23 protein-coding genes are annotated in these 21,200 nt (G+C 47.5%); 14 read left to right on the plus strand and 9 right to left on the minus strand.

Annotation, left to right across the window (positions count from 1 at the left end):
• Positions 1-45 precede the first annotated feature (45 nt).
• The 4 genes from rpsP to B5D42_RS09085 all read right to left on the minus strand — a co-directional run bounded on the left by rpsP (position 46) and on the right by B5D42_RS09085 (position 5,187).
• Positions 46-504 carry a 30S ribosomal protein S16 gene (gene rpsP, locus B5D42_RS18245; protein ID WP_078831164.1) on the minus strand — a complete coding sequence of 153 codons (459 nt, stop codon included), beginning with the start codon at positions 502-504 and terminating at the stop codon, positions 46-48.
• Positions 505-612: 108 nt separating this feature from the next.
• On the minus strand, positions 613-2,805 hold the full coding sequence (locus B5D42_RS09075) for a T9SS type B sorting domain-containing protein (RefSeq protein WP_078831165.1): 2,193 nt from the start codon (positions 2,803-2,805) through the stop codon (positions 613-615).
• Positions 2,806-2,876: 71 nt separating this feature from the next.
• Positions 2,877-4,199, minus strand: coding sequence for a signal recognition particle protein (ffh, locus tag B5D42_RS09080; RefSeq protein ID WP_078831166.1), 1,323 nt, complete (start codon positions 4,197-4,199; stop codon positions 2,877-2,879).
• A 115-nt stretch (positions 4,200-4,314) separates the two neighbouring features.
• Positions 4,315-5,187, minus strand: coding sequence for a sigma-70 family RNA polymerase sigma factor (locus tag B5D42_RS09085; protein WP_217698805.1), 873 nt, complete (start codon positions 5,185-5,187; stop codon positions 4,315-4,317).
• A gap of 300 nt (positions 5,188-5,487) precedes the next feature.
• On the opposite strand from B5D42_RS09085, the gene B5D42_RS09090 reads away from it, so the two are divergent.
• Positions 5,488-5,871 (plus strand): START-like domain-containing protein, encoded by a 384-nt coding sequence (locus B5D42_RS09090; RefSeq protein ID WP_078831167.1) that lies wholly within the window; start codon positions 5,488-5,490, stop codon positions 5,869-5,871.
• Here B5D42_RS09090 and B5D42_RS09095 read toward each other — a convergent pair.
• Positions 5,840-6,478: a hypothetical protein gene (locus B5D42_RS09095; RefSeq protein ID WP_078831168.1), complete on the minus strand. Its 639-nt coding sequence runs from the start codon at positions 6,476-6,478 to the stop codon at positions 5,840-5,842. The genes B5D42_RS09090 and B5D42_RS09095 overlap by 32 nt on opposite strands.
• Before the next feature lie 49 nt (positions 6,479-6,527).
• Here B5D42_RS09095 and B5D42_RS09100 point away from each other — a divergent pair, with 49 nt between their 5' ends.
• From B5D42_RS09100 to B5D42_RS09150, 11 genes are all read left to right on the plus strand, one after another.
• Positions 6,528-7,970, plus strand: coding sequence for an LptF/LptG family permease (locus B5D42_RS09100; protein ID WP_078831169.1), 1,443 nt, complete (start codon positions 6,528-6,530; stop codon positions 7,968-7,970).
• 11 nt (positions 7,971-7,981) lie between these two features.
• Complete coding sequence (locus B5D42_RS09105; protein WP_078831170.1) at positions 7,982-8,719, plus strand: superoxide dismutase; 738 nt, start codon at positions 7,982-7,984, stop codon at positions 8,717-8,719.
• Between the two features lie 25 nt (positions 8,720-8,744).
• Complete coding sequence (locus B5D42_RS09110) at positions 8,745-9,158, plus strand: OsmC family protein (RefSeq protein WP_078831171.1); 414 nt, start codon at positions 8,745-8,747, stop codon at positions 9,156-9,158.
• A gap of 79 nt (positions 9,159-9,237) precedes the next feature.
• Positions 9,238-9,777, plus strand: a complete 540-nt coding sequence (locus B5D42_RS09115; protein WP_078831172.1) for a dihydrofolate reductase family protein — start codon at positions 9,238-9,240, stop codon at positions 9,775-9,777.
• A gap of 13 nt (positions 9,778-9,790) precedes the next feature.
• Complete coding sequence (locus B5D42_RS09120) at positions 9,791-10,192, plus strand: hypothetical protein (protein WP_078831173.1); 402 nt, start codon at positions 9,791-9,793, stop codon at positions 10,190-10,192.
• A gap of 29 nt (positions 10,193-10,221) precedes the next feature.
• Positions 10,222-11,316 (plus strand): DNA alkylation repair protein, encoded by a 1,095-nt coding sequence (locus B5D42_RS09125; RefSeq protein WP_078831174.1) that lies wholly within the window; start codon positions 10,222-10,224, stop codon positions 11,314-11,316.
• A gap of 40 nt (positions 11,317-11,356) precedes the next feature.
• A complete protein-coding gene (locus tag B5D42_RS09130) occupies positions 11,357-12,322 on the plus strand; it encodes an alpha/beta fold hydrolase (protein WP_078831175.1) in 966 nt (321 codons plus the stop codon).
• A gap of 70 nt (positions 12,323-12,392) precedes the next feature.
• Positions 12,393-12,677 (plus strand): GNAT family N-acetyltransferase, encoded by a 285-nt coding sequence (locus B5D42_RS09135; protein ID WP_078831319.1) that lies wholly within the window; start codon positions 12,393-12,395, stop codon positions 12,675-12,677.
• Positions 12,678-12,713: 36 nt separating this feature from the next.
• Positions 12,714-13,715: a cation diffusion facilitator family transporter gene (locus tag B5D42_RS09140; RefSeq protein ID WP_078831176.1), complete on the plus strand. Its 1,002-nt coding sequence runs from the start codon at positions 12,714-12,716 to the stop codon at positions 13,713-13,715.
• Positions 13,716-13,776: 61 nt separating this feature from the next.
• A complete protein-coding gene (locus B5D42_RS09145) occupies positions 13,777-15,144 on the plus strand; it encodes a dipeptidase (protein ID WP_078831177.1) in 1,368 nt (455 codons plus the stop codon).
• Between the two features lie 43 nt (positions 15,145-15,187).
• Positions 15,188-15,574, plus strand: coding sequence for an RNA-binding S4 domain-containing protein (locus B5D42_RS09150; RefSeq protein WP_078831178.1), 387 nt, complete (start codon positions 15,188-15,190; stop codon positions 15,572-15,574).
• On the opposite strand, the gene B5D42_RS09155 is transcribed toward B5D42_RS09150, so the two are convergent.
• Together B5D42_RS09155 and B5D42_RS09160 are read right to left on the minus strand one after the other, a co-directional pair.
• Entirely contained in the window at positions 15,571-16,596 is a 1,026-nt protein-coding gene (locus B5D42_RS09155) for an aldose epimerase family protein (RefSeq protein WP_078831179.1), read from the minus strand. The genes B5D42_RS09150 and B5D42_RS09155 overlap by 4 nt on opposite strands.
• Before the next feature lie 34 nt (positions 16,597-16,630).
• On the minus strand, positions 16,631-17,296 hold the full coding sequence (locus B5D42_RS09160; protein WP_078831180.1) for an HAD family hydrolase: 666 nt from the start codon (positions 17,294-17,296) through the stop codon (positions 16,631-16,633).
• Positions 17,297-17,436: 140 nt separating this feature from the next.
• Between B5D42_RS09160 and trmD the strand changes: the two genes are divergently transcribed.
• Positions 17,437-18,117 carry a tRNA (guanosine(37)-N1)-methyltransferase TrmD gene (gene trmD, locus B5D42_RS09165; RefSeq protein ID WP_245825623.1) on the plus strand — a complete coding sequence of 227 codons (681 nt, stop codon included), beginning with the start codon at positions 17,437-17,439 and terminating at the stop codon, positions 18,115-18,117.
• A 68-nt stretch (positions 18,118-18,185) separates the two neighbouring features.
• Here trmD and B5D42_RS09170 read toward each other — a convergent pair whose 3' ends face one another.
• Positions 18,186-19,001: a hypothetical protein gene (locus B5D42_RS09170; protein ID WP_139367073.1), complete on the minus strand. Its 816-nt coding sequence runs from the start codon at positions 18,999-19,001 to the stop codon at positions 18,186-18,188.
• 101 nt (positions 19,002-19,102) lie between these two features.
• On the opposite strand from B5D42_RS09170, the gene ade reads away from it, so the two are divergent.
• Entirely contained in the window at positions 19,103-20,749 is a 1,647-nt protein-coding gene (ade, locus tag B5D42_RS09175) for an adenine deaminase (RefSeq protein ID WP_078831182.1), read from the plus strand.
• Here the strand turns inward: ade and B5D42_RS09180 are convergent.
• Positions 20,739-21,164, minus strand: a complete 426-nt coding sequence (locus B5D42_RS09180) for a hypothetical protein (RefSeq protein WP_078831183.1) — start codon at positions 21,162-21,164, stop codon at positions 20,739-20,741. The two genes, ade and B5D42_RS09180, sit on opposite strands and share 11 nt — an antisense overlap.
• Between the last annotated feature and the right edge of the window lie 36 nt (positions 21,165-21,200).

Consider the following 21,200-nt stretch of genomic DNA (forward strand, 5'->3'; position numbering starts at 1 on the left):
ACTGCTGTCCGGGCATTTCTAAAGGAATTATGTGTCATGGTCCCATTAAGCTTCAGCCGCACCTTCAGCAGCTTCTTCCTGCTTGCTTTCTACCTTCTTAACAACAGGTACATAAGCTTTACGGGCTCTTTGTGCTTTTTTGTGCTCATCATTACGACGGGTAATGTTTGCTTCATGCTCATTGTGCCATGCCTGGAATTTGGTCATAGCTGTAGCATCATCAAACAGTCCCAGCTTCACACCCCTTAACAGGTGTTTCAGGTACAACACTCCCTTGAAAGAGAGTATCCGGCGAACGGTGTCAGTTGGTTGAGCACCTTTGTTCAGCCATTCCAGTGCTTTTTGACGGTCTAACTGGATGGTTGCCGGTACAGTCAGCGGGTTGTAAGTTCCGATCTTCTGGATAAACTTACCATCCCTTGGTGCACGTGCATCAGCCACTACGATGAAGTAGAAAGGCCTTTTTTTGCTGCCGTGTCTTTGTAGTCTCATTTTTACTGCCATGTTAAATAGAAATTTAAAGGCGTTAGGAAATTAATTAACGGACGGCAAAAATAAGTGTTCGGGCTTAAAATTCCAACTCAGTATTTAGTGAAAACGTTAATAATTCTCTTACCTTATTAACACTACGCTTCCTTTGAACTCTCTTTTCCGCTGCTGATTATCAATGCATTCCAGATACCATACGTAGGTTCCTGCCGGCTGCGGAAGGTTGTTCAGCCTGCCATCCCAGCCCGTACCTGCCGTAGTGGTGGTGAACACCGGCTGGCCATACCTGTTGTATACCCTGAAAATGAACGATACGATTCCGCCGTTCACAACAGGTCTCAGCAGGTCGTTCTTCCCGTCGTTATTGGGTGTAAATGCCGTTGGAACATAAGCCGTATCGCATGGCGCTCCCGTGGTGTTCTGCTGCAGGATCACGACAGGTACCGTATCTACAGGACAGTTCCTTGCAGTGCGGATAATAACCTGGTAATTCCCTGCAGGGAGGGTCGATTCCTGCCCCGAAGGATAATTCCGGCCGTTCACTTCATACGAATAGGGCGCATCCGCACCTGTAACCGTAAGTTTTGCTTTACCCGGCTGCGAACGCCAGCATTCTGCGGGAGTGATCTGCTGGCTGATAACCGGAGGTATGATCACAAAATCATTCAGCGTATGCTGCACATTCCAGATACACTGGGTTCCGTCTTTTACGGCCACCTTGTATTGTCCTGCGGCAAGACCGGTATAAGTGGTTGCAGCTGAAAATGCGCTGTTGTTAACGCTTACCGTAAATGGCGATGTGATATTGCTTACATTCATTTTAAACGCGCCGTCATTCCTTCCTGTGCATCCCGGTATGGTATTAGTGAAACTGATCACGGGCACAACTGGCGGCTGAACAGCTATGGTAATGATGGAATCGTACCTGCACGATGTTGTTACGATCTGCAAACGATGCGTGCCGCTTGCAAGCCCTCCGAAAACCGGTGTTGCCTGCACTGCACCACCATCCATGCTTGCTCCCAGCAAACCTGGTGCGGGAGATGAATAGGTCAGCGTTACTTCCCCGCCCGTTGGTGTACAGGATGCAGCGAGTATTTTGATATTGTCGAGCGGTACCGGCGGACTTACTGCGCCAATTGTAAAAGTCGTATCGAGGTTACACCGGTTCACATCTTTTACATTCAGCCGGTAAGCACCTGCAGGGAGACCGGTAATATCAGGACTGCTTGTTGCCGGCTGGCCCTGAACACTAAAACTGAATGGCGACGAGCCTTTCAGCGGTGTGATCTTCAGCGTTCCGTTGCCGGATGCACAGGTATCTTTTGTAGTAACCATTGTCAGGTCGAGCGCATCGAACTGTTTTACCTGTACCGTTGTATCTGCAGCACAACCGTCTGCACTGCGCATATGGATTGAATATTGTCCCGGACCAAGCGGATTGAAATAACCTGTGGCATTTGTGATATTATTCAGTGTATAGGCAATGCCTGCGTTGGAAGCCACTGCTGCCTGCACCAGCACATTACCCGGCACGGTGCCGCATTGTGCCTGTACCGCCAGGTTCTGTACCTGAATTCCCTGCAACAGGCCAGACTCTGTAATACTGGCTGCATCCCAGATACTTTCCGGTAATGAACAGAGCGTGTTCAATACTTTTTTATTGTCCATGTCTATTTCAACCAGATTACTGCCGGTGCCGAACCTGTCGGGCTCTATGCCGTAGATCTTATTATTACTGCAGGAAACGGGAATACTTACCAATCCGAAAAAATCATGATTGGGAGTCTGCATGTATACCACACTTGCTGCAGGATTATTGATGTTGATCTCTACCAGCCCCTGCGAAGCGAGGTATAATTTGTCGTTATAAAAAATGAGGTCGCCCGCCGAAGGATAAGGAACAGTGCCGATTGTTCTCAGCACACCATGATGCGGATCGTACTGAACAAGGTCCGTACCGCGCATCCAGTAAAGCAGGCCGTTCTTATCCGCGGTGAGCGCATTTGAAATGCCGGAATTGACCAGCAGCTTACAGGTGCCGGGCTGGTTCAGCACCGTACTGTATAAAAGGCCTGCGGTAGTGGAATAGTAAAGCGTATCCTTATGCAGTGCAACGGAAAAGATCTGGCCTGATGTCTGATTCATACATGGATTCTGCAGGGGCAGTATGGCACATGAGCCGGACGACAGGTCCAGCTCAACAAAAGTATTGATATCTGTAGCCAGTACGATCTTCTGGCCAATACCCTTCAAAGCCAGGAATATACCGATGATGATTACCAGCATCCTGCGAAGGATCCGCAAGGACTTCATAAGGAATAGTTTCGCCGCAAGAGTACGGCAAAGGCCTGTAAACCGGAAACAGAATGGGACAAACGGGGTTATTATCTTTTCATCCCCGGAAAACGACCGCCCATCGGCATATTATTCATCATTTTCATCATCTGTTTCATCTGCTCGAACTGCTTCATGAAAGCATTTACTTCGGCCATGTCTTTTCCGCTTCCTTTAGCGATACGCATGCGACGCTCCTGGTTAAGCACATCGGGGTTAGAGCGTTCATAAGGGGTCATGGATTTGATCATCGCTTCAATGCCTTTGAATGCATCGTCGTTAATATCTACGTCCTTGATGGCTTTTCCCACACCGGGGATCATTCCCATCAGATCTTTCAGGTTACCCATTTTTTTGATCTGCTGCAGCTGGTCCAGGAAGTCCTGGAAATCGAACTGGTTCTTACGGATCTTCTTTTCGAGTTTTTTCGCTTCGGCTTCGTCGTACTGGGCCTGGGCTTTTTCCACGAGCGTGGTGATATCACCCATACCGAGAATACGCTGCGCCATACGATCCGGGTAGAACACGTCCAGCGTATCCATTTTTTCGCCACTGCTCACAAACTTGATCGGTTTGTTCACTGTGTATTTGATGGAAAGAGCCGCACCACCGCGTGTATCACCATCGAGTTTGGTTAGTACCACACCCGTGAAATCAAGACGGTCATTGAACGCTTTTGCAGTATTCACAGCATCCTGACCGGTCATGGAATCCACTACAAACAGGATCTCGGTCGGAGACACTGCCTGTTTGATATTGGCCACTTCGGTCATCATGGCTTCATCCACTGCAAGACGCCCTGCCGTATCTATGATAACAACATTTTTATTCTTTGCTTTCGCTTCTTTGATCGCATTCTGTGCGATAGAAACAGGATCAGTGTTTTCGCGTTCACTGTAAATATCCACGCCTACCTGTCCGGCGAGTACGGTGAGCTGATCGATAGCCGCGGGACGATAAACGTCTGCCGCAACCAGTAAAGGAGATTTGTTCTTTTTAGTTTTGAGATAGCTGGCCAGTTTACCGGTAAACGTAGTTTTACCACTACCCTGCAGCCCGGCGATCAGTATCACGGCAGGATTACCTGTTACATTGAAAGCTGCCTCGCTGCCACCCATGAGTTCGGTCAGTTCATCCTGCACGATCTTCACCATCAGCTGGCCCGGGCTGATCGCATTGATCACTTTCTCACCCACGGCTTTGTCTTTCACTTTATCGGTGAACTCCTTTGCTATCTTGAAGTTAACGTCAGCATCGATCAGTGCCCTGCGGATATCCTTAACGGTATTGGCAATATTGAGATCATTGATCCTGGCCTCGCCTTTGAGGTTTTTAAACGCAGATTCAAGCTTTTCGCTGAGTGAATTAAACATACTGTTGCTTTTTCGCCTTGATATAAATCAAAAAGTGAATATAACAGAAGCTATATTCACTTTCGGAGTGCAAATATAATGTACAATTGCACCTTTTGCTAAAATATCATCAGGGCTAGCCCAGGTACACTTTCAGGTGCTTGCAGCGGCTGGTGCTGCGCAGTTTGGTGATGGCTTTGTCTTTGATCTGCCTTACCCTTTCCCTTGTGAGGTTGAAGCGCTCGCCGATATCTTCCAGACTGAGCGGATGATCAACGCCGATACCGAAGAAAAAGCAGACCACTTCTTTCTGCCTTTCGGTGAGGGTCTGCAGGCTGCGGTCTATTTCCATACGCAGCGACTCGTGGTGTACGAGGTTCTCATCGGTTTTTTCTGCGTTGGGGTTTTCCATTACATCCATCAGTGTTCCTTCTTCCCCTTCGGAAAGCGGTGTATCCATGCTCACATGCCTGAACCCGGCATTCATGGTGGTGGTTACTTCATCTATTCCTATTTCCAGCATATCGGCCAGTTCCTGCGGAGTAGGTTCGCGTTCAAATTCCTGTTCCAGCTGCTGATAAGCTTTGCTGATGCGGTTGGTCAGTCCTACTTTATTCAGCGGCAGACGCACGATACGGCTTTGTTCTGCCAGTGCCTGCAGAATGCTCTGCCTGATCCACCATACTGCATAGGAAATGAATTTGAACCCGCGTGTTTCATCGAAACGCAGCGCGGCTTTGATCAGACCGAGATTGCCTTCGTTGATCAGATCGGGCAGGGTAAGCCCCTGGTTCTGGTACTGCTTGGCAACCGAGACCACAAAACGCAGGTTCGATTTGATAAGACGGTCGAGCGAACGCTGGCATCCTTCGCGTATACGCATAGAAAGCTGCACTTCCTCTTCGGGACTGATCAGATCTACCTTTCCGATTTCCTGTAAATATTTTTCGAGGCTCTGTGATTCACGATTGGTAATCGATTTCGTGATCTTCAATTGACGCATGCTCATAGCAAAGCAGTTTAGGATTGTATGTATGGTTGTTTTGGTTTTGAGAAGAAGCCCCGGCCATGCATTGCAAAGCCATCCTTTGATACGTCATTTCTAACAGGCAATTTAAGATTTTTTTTAATCCGGTCAAAAAAAATATTTTTTATAAATAACTGATTATCAAATGTTTAAATAAAAACAATAGGGTTACTCTTTCCTTCCACCCTTTTAGGGCGATACCGGATCAAAAAAACATTTGACCGGTATGGATTATTTAATATTATTGCAGGCCTATGAAAGATTGTAGGCTAAAGAGAATGTATGAGTAAGAAACAATTATTTACCCTTGAGTTCCCGGTAAGATGCTCTCCCACCATTTTATATGAGTTTTTGGCTAGTCCTGCAGGCTTACAGGAATGGTTTGCGGACAAGGTAGACGAATGGGAAAATGTATACAGCTTCTCCTGGAATGGCGGAACACCGGATAAAGCAGATGTGCTGGATAAAGAGCAGGATAAATTCATCCGCTTCCACTGGCAGCACAGCGACAAGAACGAATATTTCGAATTCAAAATAGAAAAAACAGAGATCTCTAACCAGACCATCCTTGTGATCAAGGATTTTGCAGAGAAGAACGAGATCAAAGACCAGAGCCAGTTATGGGGCTACCAGGTTAAAGAGCTTTTCCATCGTCTGGGTGCATAAGCCGGCAGCCCAGCATTTTTAACAGGGCTGCATAATTTTCTGTAAAAAAAGTGGCGTTACCATTCCATTCTGCCAGGGGGATTTTTTTTGCCAGCTTGAGCAAGCCCTCTCCTTCCGGAACAACAAGGCCTGAACTGCCCAATGGCATATAATTGTCCTGCCGGAAATGATGCTGCCATGCATCCTGCCCAACATTGATATACCATCCCTCACGCAGCGCCGGATCGCTGAAATATGCTTCAATGCTTTTACCGAACGCAGGAATAAAGCTCCCTGCCAGGTGAAGCGTGATACTTACGTGATGACCCCACCAGAAAAAACTGCGGATCGCAAACACATCGGTTACGGTAAAACAGCGCGGATAGTCGAGCATGGCCCAGGGCAACCCTTCGTAAGATTCGCCTTTGGATACTTTAGGAGATGCAGCAAGGATCCGTTCTCCGTTGGCAGCACCGGCTAAGACTGCCGCCATTTCCCGGAACCGGTTCGCTGTTTCGCCCAGCATGCCGGTTATCTTCCCGATAATGCGGTTCTTTGTTAAAATAAGACCGGCATCATTGAGCAGTTCTCTTTCCTCTTGTGAAAATGTTACATTTGCGCCATCCATGCAATAGTTATTACAGCCTGTTATAAATTGTTGCTTAAATTAATATAGTTTGATCAAAAAGCTAGATATACTCATTATACGGTCCTTTGTCGGCCCTTTCTTTGCGGCATTCACGATCTCGCTTTTTGTGCTGACCATGCAGTTCTTCTGGCTGTATATCGATGACCTGGTTGGTAAAGGTCTCGATCTTTTTACCGTATTGAAACTGGTGGGCCTCGTTGCACTTTTCTGGGTACCGATGGCATTACCGCTGGCACTGCTTTTTTCATCCATCATGACCTTCGGTAATCTCGGCGAATCCTTTGAACTGGTTGCCATCAAAGCCGCGGGCATCCCGTTGCTGCGTTTCATGAGACCTTTGCTTGTGATCACGATTTTCATCAGCGGGCTTGCTTTTCTTTTCGCCAACAATATCATCCCTGTTACGCAGTTAAAGCTATCGGCCTTAAAATATGACATCATCGTTTCGAAGCCTGCTATCGATATCAAGGAAGGTGTTTTTTATGATAAGATAGATGGATATGTGATCAAACTGGGTAAGAAAGAAAAGAACGACAGCATTATTCACGATGTGGTGCTTTTCGAGAAGAATTATGGTCTCCAGGATAACATGCTACTGGCCGAAAGCGGCATCATGCGTGTAACACCGGATAAAAGATACCTGGAATTCATCCTGCGTAATGGCTGGCGCTACCAGGAAAGAGGTCCGCGCGGCACAACCAATACGGAGTTCATCAGGCTTGGGTTCAAAGAGTATAAAAAGATATTCGACCTGAAAAGTTTCCAGATGAACAAAACCGGCGACTCCGCATTTTACGATCCGAAAATGCTCAGCCTCCGCCAGCTCAACCATGCCATCGATTCTCTCAACGACATGGACCGCTATTACCTGAAAAAAATGGTTACGGATGTGAATCCCTATATCCGTTTTGCCCGTTATTCAGATACCGGCTGGGCAAAGGTTGACCGCTCCACGCTGAAAAAACCCAAAAAGTTCAATGCCCTGATTCCCGATTCCCTGCGTCTGAATATCCAGGAAGGCGCAATCAGCCAGATCGGCAGCATCAAATCGAACGTTGGCCTGCTTGCCAATGATTATACGCAGAAATACCAGTCGCTCGAACTGCATGAAATAGAATGGCACCGTAAGTTCACGCTTTCGGTAGCATGCGTGGTACTATTCCTGATCGGGGCACCGTTAGGTTCCATTATCCGTAAAGGCGGACTGGGAACACCGCTCGTTTTTGCGATCATCTTTTTTGTCATTTTTCACCTCTTCAACACTTTTGGCGAAAAATTTGCCCGCGCCGAACAGATGAGTCCGTTCATGGGTATGTGGCTGTCTACGCTGATCCTGATCCCGGTGGGATTCTTTCTCACTTACAAAGCCATGGGCGATTCGCAGCTCTTCAACCAGGAATTCTATTACAGAACATTCCGGCAGTTACGCCGCTTTTTGTCTAAATTTAGGGTCTCAAAGCAAACCGATTAAAATCCTCTATTATGTCTGAAAATACATCAAGCCGCCGCGACTTTATCAAAACAACAGGTAAAGCCGGTGTGGCAGCAGGACTGTCGTTCACTATATTACCAGCCGTACTACAGGCCGGAACCGGCCCTGCAGCAGCGGCAGGTTTCACACAGCAGCCGCTTCCTTACGGTTACAATGCACTGGAACCCGTGATAGATGCGATGACAATGGAGATCCATTACACTAAGCACGCAGCTGCTTATACCAAAAACCTGGCTGAAGCATGTGCAGCGGAAAAAGTAGATACCGGCAGTGCAAAACTGGAAGATGTGCTTCGCAATATTTCGAAGTATTCTGCCAAGATGCGAAATAATGGTGGCGGGCATTATAATCATGAATTGTTCTGGCAGTGCATGAAACCGGGCGCGGCATCCAAACCATCGGGCAAACTTGCAGATGCGATCACGCAAAGCTTCGGCTCGTATGAGACCTTTACAACACAGTTTTCCGATGCAGGCAAAAACCGTTTCGGCAGCGGCTGGGCATGGCTGGTGCTTACCGCAGATAAAAAGCTGGCAATCGGCTCCACACCTAACCAGGACAATCCTCTAATGGATGTAAGCGATCTGAAAGGAACCCCGTTACTCGGCCTCGATGTATGGGAACATGCTTATTACCTGAAGTACCAGAACAAGCGTCCTGATTATATCAGCAACTGGTGGAACATAGTCAACTGGGATTTCGTTCAGTCAAGATTCGAAAAAGCATAAGATTTCACTTACCAATACAGTAACCATGTTAACAACAACCACAAAGTGGGTAGAAGCGCTTGCATTTGACGCAACGGCGGATAGCGGGCATACAGTAAGGATAGACACATCAGTAGAAGGCGGCGGACTCGGCAGCGGCATGAATCCTAAAAAGATGCTGCTGGCATCGGTAGCGGGCTGCAGCGGTATGGATGTAGTGGAGATCCTTCACAAAATGAAAGTAGCGTTCACCAAACTGGAGATAGAAGCATCAGCGGAACAGACGGAAGATCACCCCAAAGTATTCAAATACATCGACATGGTTTACCGTTGCGATGCAAAAGAAGAAGAGCTCGATAAAGTAAACAGGGCTGTATCCTTATCACAGGAAAAATACTGCGGTGTATCTGCCATGCTGGCCAAACACTGCAAGATCAATTACAGAGTAGAGCTCGTATAAAAACAGTTCGTTCCTGATATCATTATATTGAAACAGGCCATGGAAGGCACTGGCTGCAACTTTGTTATTTTTAACTGAAATGGAACAAAGAAAAGTATCGCTTTTTATTGCATCGAGCGTGGACGGGTTCATAGCCGGACCTGATGACAACCTCGAATTTCTCGCCCTTGTTGAAAAAGAAGGTGAGGATTATGGCTATGCCGATTTTATGGCCAATGTAGACACGGTAGTGCTCGGCCGTAAAACCTATGACAAAGTGATGCAGATGGATATGCCTTTTCCATACGGCACCAGGGAATGTTATGTGATCACGCATAAACCAAAGCCGGATGCCGGTTCTGTCCGTTTTCATACAGGCGATCCTGAAGAACTCATAAAAACGCTGCGTGCAAAACCGGGTAAAACCATTTTTGTGGATGGCGGGGCTTCAGTGATAGAGCAGCTGATGAAGCAGGATCTGATAGACGATTACATCGTTTCATTTATCCCCGTAGTAATTGGCGGCGGCACAAAGTTATTCGGTGATACAGGCTTAGCCCGGAAACTGCAACTGGTTCAGACAAAATCATTCGACACCGGTCTTGTGCAATTGCGTTATACTAGACCATCAACCACCTGAAATAATTCAAAACATGTTTCTTCGTATCATTAAAATACTGATGCCGCTTGCGCTGATGCTGGTACTGATCCCATTCGGCACCACGCTGGTTCCTGTTGGCGTTATTCTTGGCGCACTGCTCTCCGATTTCAGCAGTAAAGGTATGCAGGGTCTGCTTGTTGCAGGACCATTTTTACTCGCATCGCTGTACCTGATTTTGTCAGGCATCCGTGGCCACCATTCAAAGCGGGATGATATCGTGAGCATTGCATGTTCGCTGCTCTTTGTGGTGGCACTTGCCATGCAGGCCATTCCGATACTGCAGACAGGTAAATTCCTGGTGATCGTCATTTTCCTGCTTGCCATGTTACCGGCTATTCTTTTGCTGACGGTAAGCTTCCTGCAGCTGAAACAAAGGCAGACCGGGAAGAAATAACAGCATCACCCCATCAAACATCACAAAAAATGAGCGCTCTTAAAGACCTGTACTCGCGGCCTTTCTACAACAAACTTTGCGACACATTTACCGAAACCATTCCGGGTTTTAATAAGCAGGAATTCATCAAACAGATCTATTCGGGTAACTGGGAAGAAAAGGAACTGAAAGACAGGATGAAGCATACTACAGCCGTGTTGCACAGGTTTATGCCGAAAGAGTACAAAAAAGCTGCGAAGCTGATCAAAGCAAGCATCACACATCTGCGTAAACGGCAAATTGCAGGCGGACTGGAATTTATTTTTTTCCCTGACTATATCGAAACCTACGTCATCGATGATTTTGAGGAAGCCGTACAATCCATAGAATTCGTTACACAGTTCATCAGCTGCGAATTCGCGGTAAGGCCATTTATATTGAAATATGGCGAGAGGATGATGAACCAGATGCTGGCCTGGTCCAGGCATAAAGAACACAGCGTGCGCAGGCTCGCGAGCGAAGGAAGCAGGCCCAGGCTCCCGTGGGCAATGGCAATACCCGCGCTCAAAAAAGACCCTTCCGCTACGTTGCCGATACTGGAGAACCTGAAAAATGATCCTTCAGAATGGGTTCGGAAAAGCGTGGCCAATCATATCAACGATATTGCGAAAGACAATCCTCATATTGTAATCGGCATAGCACATCAATGGCGCAGCAATAACAAGGAAACCAATGCCATCATCAAACACGGGAGCCGTACATTACTGAAACAGGGTCATCCGGAAATCCTGCATTATTATGGTCTCGATACCGATGGCATCCAGGTTTCAAAATTCAAAGTGCTTACACCGGTGGTAAAGACCGGCGATAGTTTAGCCTTCTCGTTTACGCTGGAGAACAAAAGCAGCCAGGCGAAGCATATCAGGATAGAGTATGCCATCTATTACAGGCGTCAGAATAATACTTTATCGAAGAAGGTATTCAAGATCAGCGAAAAAGACTGTCAGCCCGGCGAGAGCCTGCAGATCATAAGGCAGCAATCGTTCCGCCTCATTACCACCCGCGTATTCTACCCCGGTAAACAGCAGGTTTCCGTGATCATCAACGGCATAGAACAGGCTGTAAAATCATTTGAGCTGCAGTAACGGTATGGCATGATAAGTGCAGCAGCAGGGAAACATTTGTATGAAAAAGTATATCCACCTGCTCCTGCTGGGCTGTTTCAGCTTCCTGTTTTCAAAAGCACAGGAGCCTGTGATCGATTACGGATACCCTGTTCGTTACATGAACCTGACACTTGAACAACAGCAGGTGAAAATGGCTTACATGGATGTAATGCCGGAGAAGCCGAACGGGGAAACAGTACTACTGTTACACGGAAAAAATTTCAACGGATTTTACTGGAAAGAGCTGACCGGCTTTCTTTCGGCGAAAGGCTACAGGGTAGTTGTTCCCGACCAGGTGGGCTGGGGCAAATCTGACAAGCCCGGTATTCATTACAGTTTCCACATGCTGGCAGAAAATACAAGGAAGCTGCTCGATGGTCTGCAGGTAAACAAAGTGCAGGTAATCGCCCACTCCATGGGTGGCATGTTAGGCACGAGGTTTACACTGATGTATCCTGAAAGAGTGAAAAGCCTGGTACTCGAAAACCCCATCGGCCTTGAAGATTACAGAACATTTGTTCCGTATGAGCCACTGGATTCAGCTTATAAGACCGAACTGGCTGCCACCTATGAATCTTACCGCAATTACCAGAAAACCTATTATCCCGTTTGGAAAGAGGAATATGAACCACTTGTTGCAGCACAGGCATTTATATTGAAGAGCAGCCATTTCACACAGGCGGCATGGGCTAATGCGCTGAGTTCGCAGATGATCTATGAGCAACCCGTATGTTATGAGTTCGGTAAAATTGCAGTTCCTACCTTACTGGTGATCGGGCAGGAAGACCGCACTATTGTTGGAAAGAACCGGCTGAGTAAAGAGGCTGCACTGATGCATGGGCAATATCCTCAGCTGGGCAAACGCACACAGGAACAGATACCGGGGAGCAAGCTGGCAGCTTTGGCGGGAATAGGCCATATCCCGCATATCCAGGACTTCAATACATTTATCAAAACAGTAATGCCCTTCCTCGAACAGCAGTAACATAATATGTGTTTTGCCTGCATTGATTATCTTCGTTATGTCAATTCATTATCAAACCAAAAAACAGGTTATGTCGGAGATCAAACATATCACAGATCAGAAGGGTGGCGCATTTGTATATGAGCAGGACGGGAAAAGGCTTGGTGAAATGGTCTATGTAATGGCCGGCGAAACCAAGCTCATTATTGAACATACAGAAGTTGATGAGTCACTGAAAGGCCAGGGTGTTGGCAAAAAACTGCTGGAGCAGCTTGTCGCTTTTGTAAGGGAAAAACAGATCAAGGTAATGCCGCTTTGTCCTTTTGCAAAAGCTACATTCGACAAAACACCTGAATGGCAGGATGTTTTATGGTAGCCTGTTGATTCCTTTCCTTACAGAAATATTTAACTATTGCAATCCGCAGCAAAACAGAATTACCGCATCCAGTTATGGATCAGCATACTGAGCCTGCTGCTCTTTGGTGCCAAGATCGTTGCGTATCATTATACCAATTCCATGGCTATCCTGACGGATGCGCTGGAAAGTATTGTAAATGTGATCGCAGGTTTCATCGGCTTGTACAGTCTTTATGTGGCTGCCAAACCCAGGGACACCGATCATCCGTACGGGCATGGAAAAGCCGAATTCCTTTCAGCTGCGGCAGAAGGCGCGCTGATTACGGCAGCAGGTATCATGATCGTTTATGAAACGGTCCTGAATATACTTGAGCCTAATCCTGTACAAAGACTCGACACAGGTCTGTGGGTGGTGGGCATTACTGCTGTTGTAAATTATGTGGCGGGAAGCATGTGCCTGCGCATCGGCCGCAAGAATAATTCTGCAGCCCTCATGGCAAGCGGAAAACATTTGCAGATAGATACTTATTCAACGATCGGTATTATACTCGGGCTGGTTGTTGTACTGGTAACCGGTCTTTACTGGCTCGATAAAGTGATCGCTTTATTAATGAGCATTTTCATCATTTATAACGGCTACAGGATCATCCGTTCGTCCATTGCAGGCATCATGGATGAAGCTGATACGGAGCTGCTGAAAAAGTTCATCCGGGTATTGAACAACCACAGGCATCCCAACTGGATCGATCTGCATAACCTGCGTGTGATCAAATACGGAAGCCTGTTACATGTGGACTGCCACCTTACCGTGCCCTGGTACCTCAACGTACACGAAGCCCACCGCGAAATAGACGCCCTGGTTGAACTGACCCGCCAGCAATTCGGCGATGCTATTGAATTCTTTGTACATACGGATGGCTGCCTGCCATTCAGCTGCAGTATCTGCATCAAGGACGATTGTCCGGTTCGCCAGCATCTCTTTACAGAACGGCTGGAATGGACGCTGACCAATGTTATTTCCAACGAAAAACATCGTTCGGGAACAATGGAGCAGTAACGCCCGGTTCTGTAAATAAGCGTAAATTGCAGCCTTATTCCATCATTTAAAAATTGAAATCATGCAGGCTTGGAAAGATTACCAGGAGCAGCATAAAGACCGCTTCCTGAACGAATTACTCGACCTTTTACGAATTCCCAGTGTGAGTGCGAGAAGTGAGCACAAAGAAGATATGCTGCGTTGCGCCGATGCTGTAAAGCAGCGCTTGCTTGAAGCCGGTGCGGATAAAGCTGAGATCTATCCTACTGCCGGTCACCCGATCGTTTATGCAGAAAAAAATGTGGATCCATCCAAACCTACCATACTTGTTTACGGTCACTACGACGTGCAGCCGCCGGATCCGCTGGAACTCTGGCACAGCGGCCCTTTCGAGCCGGTGATCAAAGACGGAAAAATATTTGCGCGCGGCTCCTGCGACGATAAAGGCCAGTTCTACATGCACGTGAAAGCGCTGGAAACACTGGTAAATACAGGTGAGCTGCCTGCCAATGTGAAATTCATCATCGAAGGCGAAGAAGAGATCGGCAGCCCGAACCTCGCCACTTTTGTAAAAGCCAATAAAGAATTGCTGAAGGCAGACGTGATCCTGATCAGTGATACTTCCATGCTGAGTATGGAAAACCCTTCCATCGATATCGGTGTACGCGGACTGAGTTATATAGAAGTGGAAGTGACCGGTCCTAACCGCGACCTGCACAGTGGTGTGTATGGCGGTGCGGTAGCCAATCCTGCAACCATGCTGGCTAAAATGATCGCATCATGTCATGATGAGAACAATCATATTACCATTCCCGGTTTTTATGATGATGTGGTGGAAGCCACACCGGAAGAAAGAGCAAAAATGGCACAGGCTCCATATGACGAGGAAGAGTATAAAAAAGACCTGGGAGTAGACAGCCTCTGGGGCGAGAAAGGTTATACAACCAATGAGAGAACAGGAACCAGGCCAACCCTTGAAGTGAATGGCATCTGGGGTGGTTATACAGGGGAAGGTGCAAAAACCGTACTGCCATCGAAAGCATATGCCAAGATCTCCTGCCGCCTGGTACCTAACCAGTCTTCAGCAAAGATTACCGAGAAAGTGCTCAATTATTTCAAGAGCATTGCTCCGGCCGGTGTTACTGTAAAAGCAGAAGAACATCATGGTGGCGAGCCTTATATGACACCAATTGATTCAGATGCTTACAAAGCTGCCGAGAAAGCGATCAATGCCACGTTTGGTAAAGATCCTATCCCGGTACGCGGTGGCGGAAGTATTCCGATCTGTTCGCTTTTTGAAAAAGAGCTCGGGCTGAAAATCGTATTCATGGGCTTTGGCCTCGACAGCGATAACCTGCACAGCCCGAACGAGAAATTCGATGTGTTCAATTTCTATAAGGGAATTGAGACCATTCCTTATTTCCACAAGTTCTATGCAGAAATGAAATAATAATACAGGAAGGTCTTCACAGGCCTTCCCTCTTTTTCAGGATATGGGAGAAGCAAAAGAAAAACTGCGCATTGATAAATATCTCTGGTCGATCCGTCTTTTCAAAACAAGAAGCCAGGCCGCCGATGCATGCGATAAAGGGAAAGTGAAACTGAACGGCACGTCAGTCAAAGCATCGAAGACCGTTAACCTCGGCGATGAATACGATGTAAAGACCGAAGCACGCCGCTGGGTGATTAAAGTTACCGGGCTGCTGGATCATCGTGTGCAGTACCGCGAAGCCATACAAAACTACCTTGACCTCACACCGGCAGAAGAGCTCGACAGGGTTACTTTTGAAGCCGCCACCTACCAGACCGGTAAAAGGCTGAGTAAGATCGGCCGCCCCACCAAGAAACAGCGCCGTGACCTTGGAGGTTTTATGGATTAAAGATCGTACAGGCTTACTTTATAAGAAGTAACGGATTCCCAGGTTTCCCCCGCTTTCAAAATTGCATCCGGAAAGCCGGGCTGGTTGGGAGAATCGGGAAAGAACTGGCTTTCAAAACAAACGCCGCTGTGTTTGCGGATCGTTTTACCCGCTGCATTTGTCAGGGTTCCATCAAGAAAGTTCCCCGAGTAGAATTGCAATCCGGGAAGATCTGTAAACACTTCCAGCAATCTGCCGCTATGCGCGTCTTTCAATTCAGCAGCTTTATTGCCAGCTCTTTTATTCAGCACAAAATTGTGATCATAACCACCTTCTGTAGCCGCTATACGTGCACCTGTTTTTGAGGGAATTCTGAAATCAAACGCTGTTCCTGCAACCGGTGCAATTTCTCCGGTAGGAATCTGCACTTCATTTACAGGCGTATAATGATCCGCATCGATCCATACGGAATGATCGAGTATGCCCCGGTCAAGATCTCCGCTAAGGTTAAAATAAGAATGATTGGTAAGGCAGACCGGTGTATCTGCATCTGTAGTGACACGGTATTGAATCTTCAGTTCATTTTCATCCGAATACGAATAACGGACATCGGCGGTTAGATTACCCGGATAACCCTCTTCACCATCCGGAGAAACATAACGAAGCAACAACGAATCATGCGCCGTCTCTGCATTCCATACGGCCTTGTCGAATCCTTTCACCCCACCATGAAGATGATTGGGGCCATTGTTAACAGACAGGTTATAGGTCTTCCCATTCAGCGAAAACCGGCCGTTTGCAATACGGTTGGCATAACGACCCACCAGGCAGCCGAAATAAGGATGGCCTTGGATATAATTTTCCGGTTTACCAAGACCGATCACTATATCTGAATGATTGCCCTGTTTATCAGCACAGATCCAGGAACTGACGATGCCGCCATAATTTGTAACCTGAACCTGGCTCCCGTTTGCATTTGTAAACGTATATAGCCGGATATCCTTCCCTTCAAAACTTCCTGTATGCTGGCTTTGTAAAGGCATAAAAAAGATTGACCACCGAAAGTTACGCCATTCGTTACAGACTCACCGGGAAAAGCGCGTCGAGTGCCGGATCTGTATAATCATCGATCATGGCAATGATATTGGGCAGGTAATCAAATTCTTCCGGTTCGTGAAACCCTTTGATCACCACAGATTTCATGCCTGCGTTCAATGCCGCTTCAACACCTTTTGCCGCATCTTCAAACACAATACAATTCTCATAAGGAACACCGAGCAGGTCTGCTGCTTTGGTGAAAGTTTCAGGATCTGGTTTACTGATCGTTACGTGGTCCGCGCTGACTATTGCATCGAAGTAATGCCTGATATTAAGTCCGTCGAGGATATAATTGATATTATACATGATGGCCGCGGAACCTATTGCCATTTTGATACCGGCGTTCTTTGCTTTTCCGAGAAAATCATGCAAGCCGTTGATCAGCTGCATATGCGGCCGGAACTCTTCCTGGTAGATATTTTCCTTGGTCATGATCATCGTCTGCTTTTCCGCATCTGAGAAACGGCCGGGCAACATTCTCTCGAGGAGTTCTTCGTTTTTGCCGTAGCACTGCAGCTGCATTTCCTTCAGGGTTATTGAAACGCCCAGTTCTGTGAGCAGTTTATGCCATCCGCGTACATGGAATGCCATATCGTTGATCATTGTTCCGTTCATATCGAACAAAAAAGCCCGTTCATGTTGCATAGTGCCTGTTTGAATGGAGAAAGAGAATATTGCAGGCAAACCGTACCGATCCGGTTCATACTGCTTACTGTTTGTCTTGCGGCGCAAAGTTAACAACTCCCCGTCAAGCCCGTCACGTATAGTTTTAATATGTTTGCAGTATGATGAAGATCGATATTCTCACCGTGCTGCCGGAACTCCTTGAAAGTCCGTTCACCCACAGTATCATGAAGCGGGCTCAGGAAAAAGGCCTGTTACAGATCCGCGTTCACCAGCTGAGGAAATGGGCTGTGAACAAATACGGCATGGTCGACGATTACCAGTACGGCGGTGGCGCCGGCATGGTAATGATGTGCGAACCGCTGGCCAACGCCATTGATGAACTGCAGCAGGAACAGCCGTACGATGAGATCATTTATATGACACCCGACGGCAAACCCTTTGACCAGCGCACCGCCAACGGCCTTTCTTTAAAAGGCAACCTGCTGATCATCTGCGGGCACTACAAGGGAATCGACGAACGCATACGCCAGCTCTACGTTACCCGGGAAATCTCCATCGGCGATTATGTACTGAGTGGCGGCGAACTGGCTGCGGCCGTAGTTGTGGACGCTATCGGCAGATTATTGCCGGGTGTACTGAACGATGAAACCTCAGCCCTTACCGATTCTTTCCAGGATAACCTGCTGGCTCCTCCTGTTTATACGCGCCCCGCTGATTTCCGCGGCGAGAAAGTACCCGACATCCTTTTGCAGGGCGATCCCAAAAAAGTTGACGACTGGCGTCATGAACAATCTCTCCAACGCACGCGCGACCGGAGACCGGACCTGCTTGATGACTGATCGTTCAATAGCATAAAAAAAGCGATCCTGCTGCACATGCAACAGGATCGCTTTTTATTTTAAATCCATTATTTTTTCAGCCTGTACCAGATAGGATCTACCGCTTCGTTGATCTTGATATCCGAATGTTCGATCACCGTTTCAACAGGCCCTATCGCGATCACCTGTTTCATAGGAAACTGCACACCGCCCAGGTCTTTGTAATTGCTGTAACCGATGGAAGCTTTCATACTTCTCACCCTGTCGTTGCCCATCATTTTCATCATGCTGCCGAAACCGGTGATATTGGCCGCCATTTCTCCCGCTGCATCGAGCTGCATCACGGAATAGTCTTTGCTGTTGATGTAATAGGTAAGCTGTCCGCCGGAAGCCAGTGTCAGCTTCACTTTAAAGCATTCCTGCTTGTTCACTTTGTCTGTGCCTGCCAGTTCAACCTTGCCCCCTTTTGCTGCATAATTCACCAAAGGCGCAAACATCCCGGCGCAATCCAGTTCAAACTGCTGTGCTTTCAGTTCGGCATCTGTCATTTTTATCAGCGCAGGCTCGCTGCCACCGCCGCCGCCAAAACCTGGCATTGCCGGTATGTAGCTATAACCTGCGGTGTCTGTAACCATGGAGAAAGAATTCCCGATTCCCATGATACCACTCATTTCCCTGCGGTAAAGTTTTCCTTTTTCTTTGATCGAATTGATATTGATGGTGAAGTCCTGGCGCATCATGCTCATTTTCATCACGCTCTCCACCTGTAAGCTGTGAATGGCTTCCAGCTTCTCGCGTCCGCCGGCCGCTGCTTCAAATTTTGCAACGACCTCTTCAGCTGTCTGCGCCATAAGCGTAAAGCTGAACACAAAGCAGGCAAGGCTCGCCATTATTATTTTTTTCATAGAACTGCTGTATTTAATATTTAATTTTACCAAATGTAATGTTTGAAAGAGATACGCGCTATAGACGGCGGTGATTTATATTTTTTTTCTGATATTTTCCCATGAACAGACCTTCATTCAAAATAAAAGGAAATCTGGCAGATGTATGGACAAGTTCTGTATATCCGGCCGAGATCACGGTAACAGACGGTAAAATTGCTGCTATTCAGCAACTGGAATCCCTGGCGCAAGAAAGCCATTATATCCTGCCCGGTTTTACAGACAGCCATGTGCATATCGAAAGCAGCATGCTGATACCCTCTGAATTTGCCCGGCTCGCTGTGGTACACGGTACCGTTGCCACCGTCAGCGACCCGCATGAGATTGCCAATGTCTGCGGCGTGGAAGGCGTGGAATTCATGATCGCCAACGGGAAACAGACACCCTTTAAATTCAATTTCGGCGCACCCAGCTGTGTTCCGGCTACTGTTTTTGAAACGGCCGGCGCAGCTATCGACAGCGAAGCCGTGACCGCTTTACTGGCCAAGGAAGAGATCCGTTACCTGAGCGAAATGATGAATTTCCCGGGCGTTTTACATGGCGATGAAGAAGTGATGAAAAAAATCGCCGCCGCACATGCAGCAGGAAAACCGGTAGACGGTCATGCACCCGGCCTCCGGGGCGAACTGGCCAAACAATACATCGCAGCAGGAATCTCCACCGACCATGAATGTTTTACAGCCGAAGAAGCACTCGACAAAATCGGTTACGGCATGAAGATCCTCATCCGCGAAGGCAGCGCCGCACGGAACTTTGAAGCGCTTGCTCCATTACTGAACGAACATGCCGGGCAGATGATGTTCTGCAGTGATGATAAACACCCCGACAGCCTGCTCGAAGGACATATCAACCAGCTTTGTGCAAGGGCCATAGCGCAGGGCACCGGTCTTTTTAAAGTATTGCAGGTTGCCTGCGTAAATCCTGTGGAGCATTATGCATTGCCGGTTGGATTATTGCGTGTGGGCGATGATGCGGACTTTATCGTTGCGGAAGACCTGCGGCATTTCAATATCCTGCAGACCTACATCAAAGGGCAGCTTGTGGCAGACAAAGGCCTGAGCCTGATAGAACCTGTGGATTGCAAACCGATCAATCATTTCGATTGTAAAGCGGTCTCTGTGAAAGACCTGCAGGTAAATGAACATGAATATCCTTCAGAAAAAGGCCTGATCCCGGTTATGGAAGCGCTCGACGGACAGCTGATCACCAATCGTCTCGACCTGCCGGGCAAACTGGAAAACGGGCAGTGGCAAAGCGATACGGCGAATGATATTCTGAAACTCGTGGTCGTGAACCGTTATCACCAGGCGCCGGTCGCAAAATGTTTCATCCGGAATTTCGGCTTCACAAAGGGAGCCATTGCATCTTCCGTTGCACACGACAGTCACAATATTGTAGCCGTTGGTGCGGATGATGAAAGCCTGGCACGCGCTATCAATCTCGTCATTGCTGCAAAAGGTGGTGTGAGCTGCGTTTCAGGAACAGAAGAAAGCGTACTTGATCTGCCGGTGGCCGGACTCATGAGTACAAAGGATGGCTATGAAGTAGCAACAGCTTATACGGCAATTGACAAAATGGCCAAGCAGCTGGGTTCCGGATTACAGGCACCGTTCATGACACTGAGCTTTATGGCCTTGCTGGTGATACCACATCTTAAACTAAGCGATAAGGGATTGTTCGATGGGGATGCGTTCCGTTTTATTCCCTGATCTCGCCCACCGCTTTTACCACTTTGATTGCAACACTGTCTGTGCCCCTGGGCGCAAAATATTTTGTTTTGAATTTGATGATCTTACCCGGTGCTACGTAATCGTAAACCGTTTCCAGCCCTTCATCCAGTTTAACTCCCGTTTTGCTGTAGAACGACAGATGCAGCTCAACATCCTTGTACCAGCTGATCGTTGCCTTATTGAGAATAGTACCTTTTACAACCGTTTGCCCGATCAGGTTTTTCCTGTCGTGACTGTTCACTACCAGGAAGCTTGCAGGATTGTTCTTTTCTTTGTCTGCCAGTGTTTCCTTTACCTGTTCGTAACTGTTATTATCGAATTTCTTTTCCCCGGCCTTCTCTTTACAGGCCAGCGCTATACATATTATCAGCAATATTCCTGTGATCCTTTTCATTTTCAGGGTTTTACCGGTTAAAATAATGAAATAATT

Origin of the sequence: Sediminibacterium ginsengisoli (assembly GCF_900167075.1) — a bacterium.
GTDB lineage: Bacteria > Bacteroidota > Bacteroidia > Chitinophagales > Chitinophagaceae > Sediminibacterium > Sediminibacterium ginsengisoli.